This is a genomic window from Azospirillum sp. B4 (assembly GCF_000333275.1).
GTDB lineage: Bacteria > Pseudomonadota > Alphaproteobacteria > Azospirillales > Azospirillaceae > Nitrospirillum.
In genome coordinates this window covers 1-18,662 of sequence record NZ_BACU01000303.1, presented here as the reverse complement: position 1 = coordinate 18,662, position 18,662 = coordinate 1, and the positions used below count along the sequence as shown (strand labels likewise).

Sequence of the window (18,662 nt, the reverse complement as noted above, 5' to 3'; positions counted from 1 at the left end):
CGATCAGGCGTCCTTCTTTCCTTGGGCGACCTGCGCACTGATCCAGGCGTAGGTGCGCTCCAGACCGTTGTTCAGAGGCAGGCTGGGCGCCCAGCCCAGCCTTTCGGCGATCAGCCGATTGTCGGAATTGCGACCGCGCACCCCCAGGGGCCCGGGAATGTGGTTGCGGCGCACCGTCTTGCCGGCGATGCGGGCGATACGGTCGATCAGATCGTTGATGGTGACCATCTCATCCGAGCCGATGTTCACCGGCCCGGTGAAATCAGAGCGCATCAGGCGCAGCGTGCCCTCCAGGCACTCGCTGACATGCAGGAACGACCGCGTCTGCCGACCGTCGCCCCAGACCTCGATGGTGCCGCCATCGGGGCACTGGGCGACCTTGCGGCACATGGCGGCGGGCGCCTTCTCCTTGCCGTCCTGCCACGAGCCCAATTCGCCGAAGATGTTGTGATAGCGGGCAATGCGCACCGACAGGCCGTGGTTGCGGCCATAGGCCAGGTAGAGCCGCTCGGAGAACAGCTTTTCCCACCCGTATTCGCTGTCCGGATGGGCGGGATAGGCGCTGTCCTCGGCGCAGTTCGGGTTGTCCGGATCCTCCTGGTTCTCCTGGGGGTACATGCAGGCGGAGGAGGAATAGAACACCCTCTTGCAGTTGCGCCGGCGTAGCGCCTCCAGGACGTTCAGGTTGATCAGGGCCGAGTTGTGCATGATGTCGGCGTCATGGTCGCCGGTGAAGACATAGCCGGCACCGCCCATGTCGGCCGCCAGCTGGTAAACCTCATCGAAGGGCTGGTCGACGACGCCGCGCACGAAGTCCGCCTGCCGCAGGTCGCCGATGACGAAATCGTCCGCCTCGGTGGGCGCGTAGCGCGGGAACTTCAAATCCACGCCCCGGACCCAGCATCCCTCGGCCTTCAGCCGGGTAACCAGATGGCTGCCGATAAAACCGCCGGCACCGCACACCAATACACGCTTCCCCATCACCCTTGTCCCACTCTTAAATCGCCCAGGCCGTGATTATCAAATAAAGCCAAGAAGCGGGCCGCTTTTCCGCGCGAGACAACTTGAAATTATCTGGCGCCTGACCTGCCCGTGGCCACGCTAGCATACCGGCGCGCGGGGATCATCACCCCGGTTGGGAACGGTGCAAAATACCGGGCGGCGACGGCCTGGGGGTCGCCTCGGTCAGGTTTCCAGCCGTTCGGCCATCTCCTCCAGCGACACGCGCTTGGTCTCCGGGAAGAACAGCAGCACCACGACGAACTGCACCGCCATCATGGCGGCGAACAGGAAGAAGGGCGCCCCCTTTGAATATGTCGCGACCAGGGGAAAGACGCCGGAGAGAAAGGCGTTGGCCAGCCAATGGGTGGCGCTGCCCAGGCTTTGCCCGCGCGCGCGCACCGCCGTGGGGAAGATCTCCGCGATATAGACCCAGATGACCGCCCCCTGGCTGAACGCGAAAGAGGCGATGAAGCCCAGCAAGGCCCAGATCAGATAGGCACCGCCGCCCACACCGGACAGGATCAGCGCGGCGGGTGCCAGGCTGGCCGTCATGCCCACGGCGCCGATCAGCAGCAGGGTCTTGCGTCCCGCCCGGTCAATGACCGTCATGGCGACGCCGGTGAACAGGAGGTTGGTCGCCCCCACCGCCACCGATTGCAGGTCGGCCGAGACCTTGCCGAAGCCGGCGGCGGTGAAGATGTCGTTCAGGTAGTAGAGTATGGCGTTGATGCCGCTGAACTGGTTGAACAGCGCTAGGCTGACCGCCAGCAGGATGGGCCGGCGGTGACGGCGCCAGGACAGGCGCCCTTCCTCCTCCCGCCTGGCCCCCTCCCGCCTGGCCGACGCCAAAGCCTGCGCTGCGGCGTCCACGCCGGCCATCCCCATGCGCCGCAGCACCGCCGCCGCCGCCTCCACCCTGCCTTTCGTCGCCAGCCAGCGCGGGCTGTGGGGAATGAAGGCCAGCAACGCCAAGAAGACGGCCGACGGCAGCGCGGTCACCGCCAGCTTCCACCGCCATTCGGCATCCCCCAGGCCCAAGCCCCCCACGGCGTAGTTGCTGAGATAGGCGACCAGGATGCCGAGCACGATGTTCAGCTGGAACAGGCCGACCAGCGCGCCCCGGCGCCGGGGCGGCGCGATCTCCGCGATGTAGACGGGGGCCAGCACCGACGAGCCGCCGATGCCCAGGCCACCGATGAAGCGGAAGAAGACAAGGGACGGCCAGTTCCACGCGCACGCCGACCCCACGCCCGACACCAGGTATAACAGCGCCATGACCCGCAGGCAGTCACGGCTGCCATAGCGGTCGCCTGGCCGCCCGGCGCCCAGGGCGCCGATGCAGGTGCCCACCAAGGCGCTGGACACGGTGACACCCACCGCACCCGGTGACAGACCCATGACCATGCGCAGATCGCCGGTGACGCCGGCGATGACCGCCGTGTCGAAACCGAACAGCAGGCCGGCCAGAGCGGCCGTGGCGATGCTTAAGAATAAAAACACCATGATCCCGCTTCCTCCCTCTTTTTTATTTAACCAATTTGTTTTATTAAATTGCGATCGCCTGTTTGTCGATAGCCCTTCATCATGGCCGTCTTCAACTGGCAAAACCGGACGTGGCGCTCCAAAACCGCCCCAGTTCGAGATCAAAGAAAAACGGGCGGCTCGGCCTTGAGCCCCCAAGGGAGGGAGGTCTTCGAGATGCGTGGTTCCAAGACGAACAAGGCAGGCCGCAGCCTGCTGTGGGCATCCCTGATGGTGACTGCCGCCCTTATGGCGCCGCTGGAGGCGCACGCGGCCGATTCCACCCCGGTGTACGGCCCCTACAACGCCGTCATCCTGGCGGGCGGTGACGGGCTGACCAAGCCGCTGACCGGCGTGACGCTGCCCGCCGCCGGCCCCTGGACCCTGTCCGCTTGGTTCCAGGCCGATGAGGTGGCGCCCGGCACCATGCTGGTCGCCGGTTTGGGCGACCCGGCCCAGGGCCGCTACCTGGCGCTGACCGGTGGCAAGCTGTCCTTGCGTACCGGCGCTGAGGCCATCACCGGCGGCGCGGCCGTGAAGTCCGGAACCTGGCACCATGCCCTGGCCAGCTTCGACGGCAAGACCGCGCGCCTGTTCCTGGATGGGGCGGAGATCGCCCACGGCATGCCGGCCCAAGGCGCCGTCAGCCCCGTGGTGGGCTTGGCGCCGCGCGCGGGCGGCGCCTTCGCCGGCCGCATCGCCGGCTTCACCGTCATGGGCAAGGCGCTGACGGCTGACGAGGCCAGGGCCGCCGCCCAGAACAAGCCCGATGCCGGCCTGATCAATTTCGAGGCCGCCAGCCCCACCTGGCCGGTGCAGGTGAAGCAGATGATGGGCCAGGTGACGCCGCAGGACGCCTGGACCCTGCCCAGGTCCGGCGCCCCCTTCTCCAAGCCCGTGGCCAAGCCGTTGCCCACCGGCCCGGCGCTGAAGGCCGATGGTGCCGACACGTGGACCGTGGGCGGCTGGCGCCTGGCGGAAGGGCCCAAGGTGCAGGGCGACGGCGCCCGCGTCTCCCTGCCCGGCTTCGACGCCGCGTCCTGGTATGTGGCGACCGTACCCGGCACGGTGCTGACCACCCTGGTCGACCGGGGCGTCTATCCCAACCCCGACTACGGCCTGAACAACCTGGCCATCCCGGAAAGCCTGAACCGGCAGGCCTACTGGTACCGCACCGAATTCGACGCGCCCGCCACCCTGGACGGTCGCCATCCGCTGCTGACCTTCAAGGGCATCAACTACGCCGCCGAGGTGTGGCTGAACGGGGAGAGGCTGGGCGGTGTCAAGGGCGCCTTCATCCGGGGCCAGTTCGACGTCACCGGCCGCCTGCGCCCCGGGCAAAAGAACGTGCTGGCGGTCAAGATCACCCCGCCGCCCCACCCTGGCCTGCCGCATGAGCAGTCCATCGCCGCCGGTGTGGGGGAGAACGGCGGCATGCAGGCCCTGGACGGTCCCACCTTCATCGCCAGCGAAGGCTGGGACTGGATCCCGTCCGTCCGCGACCGCAACACCGGCCTGTGGCAGGACGTGACCTTGACCGCCACCGGCCCGGTGCGCATCGGTGACAGCCAGGTGGTGACCAAGCTGCCCCTGCCCGACACCAGCAAGGCGGACATCACCATCACCGTGCCGGTGGAGAACCTGACCGGCCAGCCGGTACAGGCCGAGATCCGCGCCGCCTTCGACGACGTGACGGTCGCCAAGACCGTGACCCTGGCGCCCGGTGCCGGCAGCGTCACCCTTACGCCCGCCGAATTCCCGCAACTTACCGTGAAGAACCCCAAGCTGTGGTGGCCCAACGGTCTGGGCGAGCCGGCGTTGTACACTCTGACCCTGACGGCGGCGGCCGGTGGCACCAAGTCGGATGAGAAGCACACCCGTTTCGGCATCCGTGAGGTCAGTTACGAGCTGTCGCTGATGGACCAGGGCGGGCACCTGCGCCGGGTGGAGGTCGATCCCACCCTGGCGCCCGGCCAGCAGGTGGTGGACGGCAGCCACACCGGCATCCACAAGGTGGCCGGCGGCTGGGTCTCCTCCTTGGTGCCGGGAGCCGAGAAATCGCCGGCGGTGAAGCCGCTGGAGGACAGCAGCCTGGCCCCTTACATGGTCCTGAAGGTCAACGGCGTGCGCGTGCCCGCCCGCGGCGGCAGCTGGGGTACCGACGACTGGCGCAAGCGCGTGTCGCGGGACCGGCTGGAGCCCTACTTCCGCCTGCACCGCGAGGCCCACGTCAACATCATCCGCAACTGGGTCGGCCAGAACACGGAGGATGTGTTCTTCGATTTGGCGGACGAGTACGGCCTGATGGTGCTGAATGATTTCTGGGAAAGCACCCAGGACTACAACATCGAGGCCCAGGACGTTCCGCTGTTCCTGGACAACGCCGCCGACGTCATCCGCCGCTACCGCAACCATCCCTCCATCGTGCTGTGGTTCGGCCGCAATGAGGGCGTGCCGCAGCCGGTGCTGAACGAGGGACTGGAAAGCCTGGTCACCACCCTGGACGGCACCCGCTATTACAGCGGCAGTTCCAACCGGGTGAACCTGCAGGACAGCGGCCCCTACGACTACCGCGACCCGTCGCTGTACTTCACCAAGCTGTCCCGGGGCTTCGCGGTGGAGGTGGGCACGCCCTCCTTCCCCACGCTGGAGGCGTTCCAGGCGGCGGTGCCGGAGGCCGACCGCTGGCCGGTCAGCGACACCTGGGCCTATCACGACTGGCACCAAAGCGGGAATGGCGACACCCACGGCTTCATGGCGGCGATGGACCGCAAGCTGGGAGAGGCCACCAGCCTGGCCGACTTCGAGCGCAAGGCCCAACTGATGAACTATGAGAGCCACCGGGCCATCTTCGAGGGCATGAACGCCGGCCTGTGGACGGTGAACAGCGGCCGCCTGCTGTGGATGACGCAACCGGCCTGGCCCAGCACCAATTGGCAGATCATGAGCCACGACTACGACACCCACGGCGCCTTCTACGGCGTGCAGAAGGCGGCGGAGCCCCTGCACGTGCAGCTGAACGCGCCGGATGATGGCGTCGCCGTGGTCAACAACACCCGGGAGGCGGCAAAAGGCCTGATCTTGCGCGCCCGTGTCCTGACGGTGGAGGGCAAGACGGTCAGCGACCACACCCAGAAGGTGGACGCCCCGGCCGACGCCGCCACGGCGGTGACCAAGCTGGACCTGGCCGCCGCCCTGCAGGCCAACGGCCTGGTGCTGGTGGAACTGGAACTGGCCGACGCCAAGGGGCCGGTGTCGCAGAACGTCTACTGGCGCGTGACCGACGAGGCCGCCACCCGCCGCCTGAACGACCTGGCGCCCCAGGCCGTCACCGTGGCCACCACGGCGGAGCGGGTGGGCGACGAGGTCAAGGTGCATGTGACCCTGACCAACACCGGCACTGGCGCGTCATTGATGAACAAGCTGACCCTGCAGAACGCCGACGGCAGCCGCCTGCTGCCCGCCTACGCCAGCGACAACTACGTCTCCCTGCTGCCGGGCGACCGGCGCGAGGTCACCATCGCCTATCCCGCCGGCCTGGCCCAGGGGCAGCCCAAGGTGGCCCTGCGCGGCTGGAACACCCAGCCCGCCACCGCCACTGTGGCGCTACCCTGAGGCCTTTGCAGCCCCCGTCCGCCAGCGGACGGGGGTCAGGCAGGGGAAGGCCGGGCCCTGAGGCGGAGCATCCAAACGCTCAGGAATGAGACGGCGCACATGGCGCCCAGGTAGACCGCAATCGACAGAGTCGACTGGAACCGCGCGAACAGGGCGGTGGCGATGATGGGTGCCAAGCCGCCGCCCACGACGGACCCGATCTGGTAGCCGAGAGACGCGCCGGAATACCGCACCTCCACCGGGAACAGTTCGGCGAACAACGCCGCCTGCGGCCCGTACATCAGGCTGAGGAAGAACATCTCCCCCGTGATGGCCATGATGATGAGCGGAGGCGACCCGGTCTCGAGCAAGGGGAACAGGGCGAAGGCCCACAGGCCGGCCAGCACGGCGCCGACCATGAAGATGCCCCGGCGCCCGTAGCGGTCGGATATTCCGCCGCAGGCGATCAGGACGGGCGCCATCAGCGCGCTGGCAAGCATCACCGCCGTCAGCAGCGTTTCCTTCGCGATGCCCAGGGTGGTGGTGCCATAGGCGACGACATAGGTGATGGCCACGTAGAAGCAGGTGTTGTTGGCGACGAAGGCGCCGCCGGCCAGCAGCACGTCCGGCAGGTGGCCGCGCAGCACCCGGGCCAGCGGCAGTTCCCGCCGCGCGCCGGGCGCCACCGCGGCCTTCTCGAACGCCTCCGGCTCTTCCAGGCGGAACTGGATGTAGGCGCCGATGGCGACCAGCACGACGCTGAGCAGGAAAGGCAGGCGCCAACCCCAGGCCTGGAAATCCTGCGGCGATACGCCCGTGCTGACGGCCAGGAAAACGACGTTGGCCAGCACCAAGCCGGCCGGCACGCCGATCTGGACGAAGCTGCCGTAGAAGCCGCGCCGGCCCGCCGGCGCGCTCTCGATGGCCATGAGGGCGGCGCCACCCCATTGCCCGCCCACGGCCAAGCCCTGGGCGAAGCGTAGCACCACCAGGGCCAGCGGCGCCATGGCCCCGACATGGGCGTAGCTGGGCAGCAGGCCGATGCCGGTGGTGGCCAGCCCCATGACCAGCAGCGCGCCGGTCAGCGCCCGCTTGCGCCCCACCCTGTCGCCCAGATGTCCGAACAGGACGCCCCCCACCGGGCGGGCGATGAAACCCACGGCAAAGGTGCTGAACGCCGCGATCTGTGCCACGAACGGGGGCAGATCGCTGGGAAAGAACTGGGCCGGGAACACCAGGGCGGCGGCCGTGCCGTATATGAAGAAGTCATACCATTCGATGGCCGCCGCGGCCGCGGCCGTGACCGCGACCTTGACGATGGACGTGCCGGACGCCGGCGCCGTGTCAGTCATCTCTCCTCCCATTTTTTTTATGTTCCATCATACGCCGGGCGCTTCCCGGAAACCTCCGGCGCACGCTATCGCGTCCTACAGCGGCATGCGCCGCTGGTTCACCGGGAAGGATGCGCCGCGGCGTAGGCGGCACCCTGGCGGCCGACGATATCCACCAGGTCCCCAATGGTTTCGTGCATGTCGATGCGATGCAGCCCCCAATCGGGGAACAGGCGGCCATCGACGATCACATCACCCGGGATGTCGTGGACCCGCACGTCGTCAGCGGCCGCGTTGACGTGGATGGCCAGGTAGGTGACGGGCCCATCGGTGACGCACCGGCCGCTGAGCAGCCCTGGCGTGGTCACGAAGGGCGTGTCGATCTTCTGGCCCGTTTGGATCCAGGAAAAGCCGGTAGGAGCCCAGGCGCCGAAATCGGCGGGGAAATAACTGCGCAGGGTCCCCGCACCCCCCGCCAGGTTCGCCGGGTTGGTGCACAGGGCGTGGGCGTGGGCGGCCACCTGCGGCGACAGCGGGTCCATGGCCCGGCCGAAGGCGCCACCCGCCGGCGGGGGCGCCGTGTCGCGGAAGGAAACGTAGGAGATGACGCAGCCCGTCTGCTCCACCGCGCGGCAGGCAGGGATGTGTTTGAACGTCCCCCCGACATCGGCACCGTCGGGGACAACCACGTTGGCGCCCAGCAGGATGGCCGACACCAGTCGCCCCTGCGCGGGCTGGCCGTCGATCTCACTTTTGACCAACTGCATCAGCACGGCGGAGCCCTGGCTGTGGCCGATAAGGACGACGCCCCGGCCGTTGTTGTCATGGGTCAGGTAATGACGCCAGGCCGCCAGCACATCGTTGTAGGCCAGCGCGCGGTCCGGCACTGGGCTGGTCGCGCCGGTCATGCGCGCGTGCAGCGCCGTCAGGGTCACCTGGTGGTACATCGGGGCGAAGGGCCGGCAGCGCGCGGCGAAGCGGGCGAACTGCCCCTGCACCACGAAGCGCTCCTCCGGGCCGGGTATCAGGTCGCTGTTGCCGCCTGGGTCGCGCGATACGGTGGGGTAGACGTAGAAGCAGTCGATGGGCGGGTCGGTGGCGGGGGTGTGGGCCTCCCGCGTCAGATGCCCATCCGCGCTTATGACGGTGGCCGTCTCATCCTGGGCGCAGGCGTCGGCGCGACCCGGGCGGCAGAGCCAGTTGGCGTCGACGCCATAGTCGGCCGGGCCGGACGCGGTGGTCTGTGCCTGCGCCGGGATGACGCCGGCCCATAGCGCGGCGCCCAGCGCCGCGCGCTTCCAAAATCCCGCCATGACGTCGTCCCCTGTTTGTTTATGCCTCTGCCAAAACTCTCGGAAAACTCGCATTAAAGAGCTCAACGGCCGCGGATGATCTCCGCGAAGTGCTGGGCGCTGGGCTTGGGTGTGCGCGCGAAGGTGGCGCGGTCCACCGCCACCAGGCCGAAGCGCTGGCCATAGCCTTGGGTCCATTCGAAGTTGTCCAGCAGCGACCAGTAGATGTAGCTGTGGACACCGATGCCGTCGCGCAGGCACTGCTCCACCTCCGCGACGCAGGCGTCCAGCCAGGCGGCCCGCCGCGCGTCATCCTCGGTGGCGATGCCGCTTTCGGTGACGTAGATGGGCTTGGTGGTCTTGGTCGCGGCCAGGCGGATCACCTTCCCCAGCGCCTGGGGATGGTACTCATACCCGGCGGCCGTCATTTCGGCGCCCTGGGGTGCCGCCACCAGGCCGTTGGCGCCGACGCGCAGGCGCGTATAGGCCTGCACGCCGACGAAGTCGCTGGCGTTCACCGCATCCCACCAGCCGCCGTACAGCATGGCCTCCACCGCCGGGGCCTGGCTGTTGTCGCCCACCGCCTCGACGGCCTGGGTGGTCAGCGTGACGCCAACGGGAAAGTCCCCCGGCCCCGCCTTGATGGCCTGATAGGCCTGGGCATGGGCCTGCAGCAGGTGGGCGTCGATGCGGTCGGGATCCGCGAACAGGATGGAGGAGAATTGCGGCGCGCCGGTCGCCCGCGCGGCGGCGGCGATCATGGCGCTGCGGGCAGCGCGGTATTCCGGCGTGGCGCCACCCCGCAGGACCTTGACCAGCAGATGTATATTGGCCTCGTTGAAGGGGGAGGCCATGCCGATCTGGTCACCCAGGGCCCGCGTCGCCCGCTCACAGAAGCGGGCGAACAGGTCGGGGCTGTCCGGCGCTTCCCACCCGCCGCGCTTGGCGAACCAGAGGGGGACGGTGAAGTGGTTGTAGGTGACGATGGGCAGCAGCCCCTGCGCCCGGCAGGCGGCGAGTACCTTGACGTAATGATCCAGCTCGGCTTGTGAGAACTGGCCCGGCTCCGGCTCTATCCGTGCCCACTCGATGCCGAAGCGATAGCAGTTCAGCCCGATGGACCGGGCGATGGCGAAGTCCTGTTCATACCGGTGGTAGCTGTCGCAGGCGCTGCCGGACGGTTCCTTGTAGACCGTCTCCGGCAGGTGCTCCAGCAGCCAGCTGTCGGAGTTGACGTCGTTGCCCTCGCTCTGATGGGCGGAGATGGCCGCCCCCCACAGGAAGCCCGGGGGCATGGCCGGGCGGGATGCCGCCCGCGCCGGCAGGGCACCCAGCGCCGTGGCCGCCGTCAATCCTGCCAGTACATCACGCCGTGTCGTGGTCATGTCCATCCCTTTTGTTTTGGTTTGTTTTGGTCCCTCAGATGCCAGCCGCTTTGCTTACCCTCGGCTTCCAGTCCGCCATGCTCCCCTGAAACCTGCGGTGGCTCCGGTCGCGGGCCCACAGCGTGTCAGCCGTGGTCGGCCCGCAATCGCGCCTTGTCGATCTTGCCCGTGGCCGCCAGCGGCATGCCGGCCAGCCGCACGATGGCGTCAGGCAGCCACCAGGATGGAACCCGGGGCCGCAGCGCGTCCAGCAGCGCCTGGTCGGTGACCTTGGCGTCCTGGCACACCTCGACCACCAGGACGGGGCGTTCGCCCCACTTGGCGTCCGCGCGGGCGATGACGGCGACCTGCGCCACCCCGGGCAAGGCGCCGACGATGGCCTCGATCTCCATCGGGTTGATCCATTCCCCGCCGGACTTGATCAGGTCCTTGGCCCGGCCGGTGATGCTGACGTTGCCATCCGCGTCGATGATGGCCAGGTCGCCGGTGTCGAACCAGCCATCGGCGTCCACCGCGGGCGCGTCCTGCCCGAAATAGCGTTCCACGACGCTGGCGCCACGCACCCGCAGCCGCCCGGCCTGGCCGCGCTGCTCAGGCAGCGGCGCGCCGTCGGCGTCGGTCAGCAGCAGGTCGACGCCCAGGGGCGGGCGGCCCGACTGCGCGGCCCGCCGCACGGGCGCCGTCGGCGACGCGGTGGTGCCCAGGGGCGACAGCTCGGTCATGCCCCAGCTGGTTTGCACGAGCGCCCCCAGCCGCCGCTCCAGCCGGTCCATCAAGGCCTGCGGCACGGCGGCACCACCCAGCATGATCCGCCGCAGCGTGGGCGTTTCCCCGCCGGTGCGGTCCAGGTGGTCGACCAGGCCCAGCCAGACGGTGGCCACACCGGCCGCCACGGTCACGCCCTCCGTGTTGATCACCCGCGCCAGGCTGGCGCCGTCCTGGTGGCGCCCGGGCAGGACCAGCTTGGCCCCCACCCCCGGGCCGGAGAAGGGGAAGCCCCAGCCGTTGGCATGAAACATGGGCACGGCGACCAGCACGCTGTCCCGCGCCGTCAGGCCACTGGCATCCGCCTGCAACTGGTGGACGGTGTGCAGGTAGTTCGACCGGTGGGTGTAGGTCACGCCCTTGGGCGCCCCGGTGGTGCCGGAGGTGAAGCATAGGCCGGCCGGCGCATTCTCATCGAAGCCGCCCCACGCCATCTCCGCCCCCAATCTCGCCAGCAGGTCCTCATGAAGCCAGCTGGTGACACGGTCGTAGTCCGGCGGGACCGCGGCGCTGCCCGGTTCCTCCAGCACCACCACATGGTCAATGGTGGGGCAGAGCTGGACCAGCGTTCCGGCCAGGGCCGTCAGGTCGGCGCTGACCACCAGCACGCGGTTGGCCGCCTGGTGGATCATGCCGGCCAGGTGGGCGGGCGACAGGCGGGGGTTCAACGTGTGGCACACGATGCCGACGCCCAGCGCGCCGTACCAGCATTCCAGGTGGGCCTGGCTGTTCCAGGCCAGCAGGCCCAGATTGTCGCCGGCCCGCAGGCCCAGCGCGCGGAAGGCGCCGGACAGCCGCCGGCTGCGGTCCCGCAGGGCGGCGTAACCGATGCGGCCGCTGTGCCCCCCGCCCCCCACCGTCACCACCTCGGTGGCACCATGCCACTTGGCCGCATGGTCGATGAAGCGATCCAGCGTGAGCGCGTAGGGCTGCATCGTCCCAGCGGGAGATGAGGCGGAAGACGGGGCGGAAATCGCGGACTTGGGGGTGTTGTATCGATCCGCCATCGTTCAACCGGTCCGGTTCTGCTTGTCGGCGGCCGCCTGGCGGCAGATCGCCTCGAAGCCGGCGGCCATGAACTTGGCCATGTGCCGCTTGATGGAAACGAAATCGCTGGAGGAGCACAGGCCGTGGGACAGCTCGTCCAGGCGGCCGGTGCGGGCCATGTTGTGGGTCATGGCGCCGGAGACAAAGTGATACCCCCAGAAGATCGTCTCCTCATCGCACTCCGGCATGGCCTTCTTCAGCAGGTCGATCAGCGCCAGGACGACCGGATTGAAGTACTTCGTCATCTTTTCCGCGCCCCAGCCGGCGGCGCTGTTGGCCTGAGCCGCGATCTTGCCGAAGGCCGTCCAGTGCTCCGCATCGTCGATCTGCACGTCCAGGTCGGCGTCGATCCAGGCGCTGAGCGCGCCTTCCACCGTCACCTTGTCCCCCACCTCCTCGGCGTAGCGCCGCATGGCCTCCAGGCGGTTGCGGGCGGACAGCGGCGCCCGGCGCGCCCAGACCGCCTCGCAGATGCTGTCCTTGCCGTTGAAGTGGTAGTGGATCAGCGTGGAACTGACCCCGACGCGCGCGGCGACGTCCTTCAACGTGAAGCCGTGGTAGCCGAACTCGGCGAACAGCTGTTCGGCCGCGTCCAGGATGCGTTCGATGGACTCTTCGCGGACGCGGGCTTTGTGGCCCCGGCCACGGGTAGGCTGATTGACGTCGCTCATAAGCTCCAAACTCCCGACCGGATTGGTGGGGCGCCTGCTTGGCGCCCCGCCTCGCCAGTACGGTTAAAAGGCGGAAAAGCCGATGTCGAGCCGCCAGGCGCGCCCTTGTTGGCGTCGCTTGGCGACCAGCGTGTCGGCAAGGGTGAAGGCGGCGGGTTGCAAAGCGCGCTGGGCGGTGGGTTGGTCATCGATGTCGAGGTAGCCGCCCTGCCCCACATCGTACCGGGGCCACGCCACTTCCCCCGGAGCGGCGGGAACGCCATCGCGGACGAAGGAGACCCAATACCCCATCATCGCCCGCGACAGCCTGGCTTCCGCGTCGGTCAGCGGCGGGCGGGGCCAGTTGGGACCCAGCGCGGCATCCGGTCCCACCTGGCCGAAGACATAGGGCAGCTCACTGGCATGGAAAGCCGCCAGGTCGCGGGCCTTCTCGGCCGGTGTGGCGTGGCGGAAATAGTAGAGGAAGGCCGGCTGGCCCACCGCCGCCTGCTGCCGGGCCACGTACTGGGCGGCCCAGCCGTACAGGCCGTCGCGGATGGAGGCCATGACGTCGGCCCGCGGGTCGGCACCGGGATAGACCGCGAGATAGGTGGCGGCCTCGGCCCCGAAGCGGCGGCGGACGTCCGCCTGATAGGCGGCGGGCGTGTCCGGCGCCTTGGGCATCAGGAAGGGCAGCGACCGGATCTCCCCCTCGTTGAAGCCGGCCAGCACCGGAACCCTCGCCTGTTCCCCCCGGGCGAAGGTCTCCGCCAACTGCCGCGGCAGGGTGACGCCGTCGATCACCGGCTCCGGCTGCCAGCCGGTGGCCAGGCCGGCCTTGAACAGCGCCACCAGGTCGGCCGCGCGCAGGGCCGCCGCGTCGGTGGCCCCGGCCAGCTTGCCCAGGGCGGCCCCCGCCGCCTCGGCGGATGTCAGGCCCAGCGTATCCTCATGCAGCGCGCGGTATGCGGGCATGTAGCCGCTCTGCGTGATGGCGCCCCGGAACAGGCCGTGCGCGGCCGGGCTGGCCATCAGGCCGAGCACGCTGAGCCCGCCGGCGGACTCGCCCGCGATGGTGACCTTGCCAGGGTCGCCGCCGAAGGCCGCGATGTTGGCGCGCACCCAGCGCAGCGCCTCGATCTGGTCCAGCAGGCCGTAATTGCCGGACAGGTGCTGGGGGGATTCGGCGCCGAGGGCCGGGTGCGCCAGATAGCCCAGGAGCCCCAGGCGATAATTGATGGAGACGACGACGATGCCCTGTCGCGCCAGGTTGGCGCCATCGTAGAGGGGTTCGGAACTGCCGCCCCCCACCAGGGCGCCGCCATGGATCCAGACCATGACCGGCGCATGCCTGGCGTCCGCCGGGGCCCAGACATTCAGGGTCAGGCAATCCTCGCTCATCGAGGCCATGCCGCCGTAATAGACGCTGCCCAGCGCCGGTGGCGGTTGCAGGCAGGCGTGGCCGAAGTCCCGCGCGTCGCGCACGCCGGTCCAGCCATGGGCGGGAACCGGCGGACGCCAGCGCCGGTCCCCCGTCGGCGGCTCGGCGTAGGGGATGCCCTTGTAGGCCGCCACGGCGGTGCCGGGGGCGCCGGCAGCCATCACCCCCTCCACCACGCCGCCGGCGGTACGTACCCGGGGCCGGGCGTCGCCTGAGCCGACGGGCGCGTCCGCGCACGAGGTGATGGCCAGGCACAGGCAGGCAAGCGCCAACCAGCCGCGCCGCCGCGTCATCGCCGCCCTCACAGGTCAGCCCCCAGCCGCAGGCCGAACGTCAGGGGCCGGACAATGGCGTAGCGGCTGTAGACGAAGGCCTCCGGATGCACATAGGTGATCGCCCGGCTGTTGGTCAGGTTCTCACCGTACAGGGTTGCCGTCACCTTGCCGAAGGTGGCGCCGGTCTGCAGGTTCAGCAGGGTGTAGCTGTCGGTGCGGTCATACAGGGCGCTGGGCGTGCCCGGCTTGCCCGGGGTGTTGGGGAAGCCCACCGGGAACGACCCGACATGCTGGACCTGGAAGCTGGTGAAGCCGGGCGTGTCCCCGAACAGCGTGTAGCTGTAGGTACCGAAGAACGACCCCTGCACATGGGGCGACGCCAGGCTGGTGCCGTCCACCGCGCCGGAAATCTGCGCTTCCTGCGCCGACAGCTCCGTCACCTTGGCGTCATTCAGCGCCCCGTTCAGGCCCAGCACCAGGCCGGACACGGGCTCCAGCGTCACTTCCGCCTCCAGCCCCTTGCTTTCGGCGCGGCCGATGTTGGTGGCGAACTGCACGGAGTCCGACACGCGGTTGGCCTGGACCTGCAGGTTCTGCCAGTCGATGTAGTAGGCGGCGAGGTTGGCGCGCAGCTTTCCATCCCACCAGCGCCCCTTTACGCCGACCTCGTAATTGGTGAGATCATCCGAACTCGCCCCGGTCGGAATGACCAGGTCGGAGGGATTGACCGTGCTGACGCTGCCGGCACGGGCGTTATAGACGGGTGTGCGATAGCCGGTGGACACGGTGGTATAGAGCGTCAGGTCCCGTGTCGGCTCATAGGTCAAGCTTGCTTTCCATGAGGCCTTTTCGGCCGACGGGTATTCGGTGTGGGAGGCGGCGGTGGGCGTCAGGGCCAGCGGCCCCTTGATGCCACCCAAGGCGTAGGCGAAGTACAGCGAGTTGAAGCCGGGCGAGATGTCCACCGTCGTGGCGTACTTGCCGTAGCGCAGGCCGCCGATGGCCGAGAGCGTGTCGGTGATATGATAGGTCAGCTCCCCGAAACCGGCCAATTCATAGGACGATGAGTTGCTGATGTTGGAATAGAAGGTGCCGTCGGCCGGCAGCCCGGTGATGCCATGCGTGGCCAGATAGGCCGGCGTCGACGCCTCCCGCGCGTTCAGGTATTGGTCGCGGTGCAGATAATAACTACCCACCGTCCAGTCGAAACGGCCACCCTTCTCCGAAACCAGGCGGGTTTCCTGGACCAGGGTCTTCCAGATGCCGTGGTCGAACAGGTTGAAAGGCAGCGCCAGGGCGAAGGTGCCGGCCAGATCGACGTCGAACAGCCCGTCCTGGTAGCCGTAGCTGGTGGAACTGGTCAGGTGGGCCCAGTCGAACTGATAGTCGACGGTCGCGTTGTAGAGCTGCGTCTTGGAGGTGTAGAGGTCGGGCATGGTGGTGTAGCGCTTGCGGTCGCCCAAGGAGGGCGTGACCAGCGAGGCGTCCTGGGGATGGCTGTCCTCATAGAGGCCCATCATCCGGATGCCCAGGCGATCGGTGGGCTTCCACAACAGGATCGCGCGGCCGCCGCCATCCTTCAAGGTGTTGGAATTCTTGACGCCCGTACCGACATTGTCGACATACCCGTCCTCGTGCCGATAGAAGCCGACGACGCGCAACGCCAGCTTGTCATCGACCAGGGGCACGTTCAGCATGCCGTTGTAGCGCTGGCGGACGCCGCCACTGTCGGGGGTGTAGCCGATGTCGGTCAGGGCGGACGCGTCATAGTTCCGGAGGTCCGGGCTTTTGGTCAGGACGCGCAGGGCGCCGGACAGCGAGCCCGACCCGAACAGCGTGCCCTGGGGGCCGCGCAGGAATTCCACACGCTCGACATCGAACATGCTGGGATCCAGGGTCACCGAATTGCCGATGGTGGTCAGCGGCAGATCGTCCAGATAGACCGTGGTCGTGCTTTGCAGGCCAGCCTCATAGCCGTTGACGGAAATACCGCGGGTGGTGACGCTGAGATTGTTGTCGCTGCGGTGGTCCAGCACGACACCCGGCGTCTCGCGGGCGATGCCCTCCACCCCGACGATACCCTTCCGATTCAGGTCGCCTTGGGTGAACGCCGTGATGCTGATCGGCACGTCCTGCAGCCGCTCGGCCCGCCGGGTGGCCGTGACGACGATCTCCTCAAGTCCCGACGCGCCATCGCGCCTCTGATCTGATTCCGGTGCCTCCGCCGGACCGGTCTGGGCATGCGTGGTCTGGGCAAGGGCCGCGGACGCACCGACAAGCAGCGCAGCCAGCGACGCCGCATAAGCTAAGCGGGTCATTGTTTCCTCCCTGTTTGCGATCGCGCCTTGGTGGCGCTGTTTCGCGAACGGGAGGACGTTCGCACATCCCCCGGAAGGCGTCAATACTGACTGACGAGTAAGTCAGTATTTGTTTTATGGCACGCTGTCCGCGTCACGAAGGACAACGTAGACGGCGGGGATGACCAGTACCGTCAGCAGTGTGGATGAGGCGAGGCCGAACAGCAGTGAGATCGCCAGTCCCTGGAAGATGGGGTCCAGCAGGATGGTCAAGGCCCCGATCATGGCCGACAACGCCGTCAGCAGGATGGGCTTGAAACGCACGGCGCCCGCTTGCAACAGGATGGCCCGCAAGGGCTGCCCCGTTTCCGCCGCTTGCGCCGATCCATGGCGAATGAAGTCCACCAGCAGGATGGAATTGCGCACGATGATGCCGGCCAGGGCGATGAAGCCGATCATCGAGGTGGCGGTGAACGGCGCGCCGAACAGCCAGTGGCCCAGCACGATGCCGATGAGGGTCAACGGAATGGGAGTCAGGATGACCAGCGGCAGCCGGAAGCTGCCGAATTGGGCCACGACCAGGATGTAGATACCCAGGATGGCGACGCCGAAGGCGGCCCCCATGTCACGGAAGGTGACGTAGGTGATCTCCCACTCCCCATCCCACAGCAGGGTGGGCCTGGACTCGTCGGTGGGCTGGCCGTGGAAGGCGATGGCGGGTGGCGGCAGGGCGCCCCAGTCGGCGGCGCGGATGGCGTCGTCCACCGCGAAGATGCCGTAGATCGGCGCCTCGAACGCCCCGGCCAGTTCCGCCGTGACCATGTCGGCATAATGGCCATCCCGTCGATACAAGGCGGGGGAGCCGGCCTCCTCCTCCACATGGATCAGCTGGTCCAGGGCGACCACGCCGGACGCGCCGGAATGACGGGACGCCGGCACAACCGCCGCCAACAGCCGCGCCGACCAAGCCCGGTCGGCCTTGGATAGAGCCACCACCAGCTCCCGGGGGGGGCGTTCGTCCCCACGATGGACATAGCCCAGGGGCATGCCGCCCAGCAGGTGGCGGAGCGCGTCGCGCACCCCGGCCTCGTCAACGCCGTAGTAGTCCAGCTTGTCGCGATCGATCACGACGTGCAGGCGCGGCTGCGCTTTGCCGTAGGAATCGTCGATGTCGACGATATAAGGCACCTGGGCGAACAGGCCTTTCACCTTCTCCGCCACCGCGCGGCGGGTGGGGACGTCGGGCCCGTAGATCTCGGCCAGCAGGGTGGCCATGACCGGCGCCCCGGGTGGCACCTCCACCACCTTGGCCACCGCACCGGCCGACAGCGACAGGTGGGCCAACCGCTGGCGCAGGTCCAGGGCGACGGCGTGGCTGCTGCGTGAGCGATCCCCCTTGGGCGCCAGGTTGACCTGCACCTCCCCCAGCTCGGGCGCCTGGCGCAGGTAATAGTGGCGTACCAGGCCGTTGAAGTTGAAGGGGGCGGCGGTGCCCGCGTAAATCTGCTGCGAGCGCACCTCGGGCAGACCGCCGGCGACGGTGGCAATGGCCTGCAGGTTCCGTTCCGTGTCCTCCAGCGTGGCGCCCCGGGGCAGGTCCAGCACCACGTCCAGTTCCGACTTGTTGTCAAAGGGCAGCAGCTTGACGGTCACGCCCTTGGTGGCGAACAGGCCGCAGGCCAAGACGGTGGCCACGCCCACGGCGGCCAGAAAGAACCAGGCGCGCCGGCGGCTGGCGATGACGGGGGCGGCCATGCGCAGGTATATCCGGCCCAGCCTGCCGCCGTCGGCATGGTCATCACCGTGCGGGACATCCGGGCCGCCGCCGCCGCGCCGCCAGCGGGCCAGGCGCAGCATCAGCCAGGGGGCGATCACCATGGCGACGAAGAAGGAGAAGACCATGGCGGCCGAGGCGTTGGCCGGGATGGGCGCCATGTACGGGCCCATGAGGCCGGAGACGAACAGCATGGGCAGCAGGGCGGTGACCACCGTCAAGGTGGCGACGATGGTTGGGTTGCCCACCTCAGCCACCGCGTCGATGGTGGCCCGCACACGGTGCGAC

At 68.5% G+C, this 18,662-nt stretch carries 11 protein-coding genes; 1 reads left to right on the top strand and 10 read right to left on the bottom strand.

Features of this window, described 5'->3' with window-relative positions:
- Positions 1-3: 3 nt before the first annotated feature.
- Positions 4-981, bottom strand: a complete 978-nt coding sequence (locus tag I55_RS13700) for an NAD-dependent epimerase/dehydratase family protein (protein ID WP_044561141.1) — start codon at positions 979-981, stop codon at positions 4-6.
- Between the two features lie 204 nt (positions 982-1,185).
- Complete coding sequence (locus tag I55_RS13695; RefSeq protein WP_044561140.1) at positions 1,186-2,505, bottom strand: sugar porter family MFS transporter; 1,320 nt, start codon at positions 2,503-2,505, stop codon at positions 1,186-1,188.
- A 195-nt stretch (positions 2,506-2,700) separates the two neighbouring features.
- Between I55_RS13695 and I55_RS39030 the strand changes: the two genes are divergently transcribed.
- Positions 2,701-6,138: a LamG-like jellyroll fold domain-containing protein gene (locus I55_RS39030; protein WP_199902587.1), complete on the top strand. Its 3,438-nt coding sequence runs from the start codon at positions 2,701-2,703 to the stop codon at positions 6,136-6,138.
- A 35-nt stretch (positions 6,139-6,173) separates the two neighbouring features.
- Here I55_RS39030 and I55_RS13685 read toward each other — a convergent pair whose 3' ends face one another.
- From I55_RS13685 to I55_RS13650, 8 genes are all read right to left on the bottom strand, one after another.
- Positions 6,174-7,469 carry an MFS transporter gene (locus I55_RS13685; protein ID WP_044561139.1) on the bottom strand — a complete coding sequence of 432 codons (1,296 nt, stop codon included), beginning with the start codon at positions 7,467-7,469 and terminating at the stop codon, positions 6,174-6,176.
- 98 nt (positions 7,470-7,567) lie between these two features.
- Entirely contained in the window at positions 7,568-8,761 is a 1,194-nt protein-coding gene (locus I55_RS13680) for a DUF3089 domain-containing protein (RefSeq protein ID WP_044561138.1), read from the bottom strand.
- A 62-nt stretch (positions 8,762-8,823) separates the two neighbouring features.
- Positions 8,824-10,125, bottom strand: coding sequence for a glycoside hydrolase family 1 protein (locus tag I55_RS13675; RefSeq protein WP_044561158.1), 1,302 nt, complete (start codon positions 10,123-10,125; stop codon positions 8,824-8,826).
- A gap of 125 nt (positions 10,126-10,250) precedes the next feature.
- Positions 10,251-11,897 carry an AMP-binding protein gene (locus I55_RS13670; protein ID WP_083901095.1) on the bottom strand — a complete coding sequence of 549 codons (1,647 nt, stop codon included), beginning with the start codon at positions 11,895-11,897 and terminating at the stop codon, positions 10,251-10,253.
- 3 nt (positions 11,898-11,900) lie between these two features.
- Positions 11,901-12,608 carry a TetR/AcrR family transcriptional regulator gene (locus I55_RS13665; protein WP_044561136.1) on the bottom strand — a complete coding sequence of 236 codons (708 nt, stop codon included), beginning with the start codon at positions 12,606-12,608 and terminating at the stop codon, positions 11,901-11,903.
- A 63-nt stretch (positions 12,609-12,671) separates the two neighbouring features.
- Positions 12,672-14,321 (bottom strand): carboxylesterase/lipase family protein, encoded by a 1,650-nt coding sequence (locus tag I55_RS13660; RefSeq protein ID WP_044561135.1) that lies wholly within the window; start codon positions 14,319-14,321, stop codon positions 12,672-12,674.
- Positions 14,322-14,329: 8 nt separating this feature from the next.
- Positions 14,330-16,621, bottom strand: coding sequence for a TonB-dependent receptor (locus I55_RS13655; protein WP_044561134.1), 2,292 nt, complete (start codon positions 16,619-16,621; stop codon positions 14,330-14,332).
- A gap of 114 nt (positions 16,622-16,735) precedes the next feature.
- Positions 16,736-18,662, bottom strand: a 1,927-nt coding sequence (locus I55_RS13650) for an efflux RND transporter permease subunit (protein ID WP_044561133.1), incomplete at its 5' end; no start/stop codon positions are given.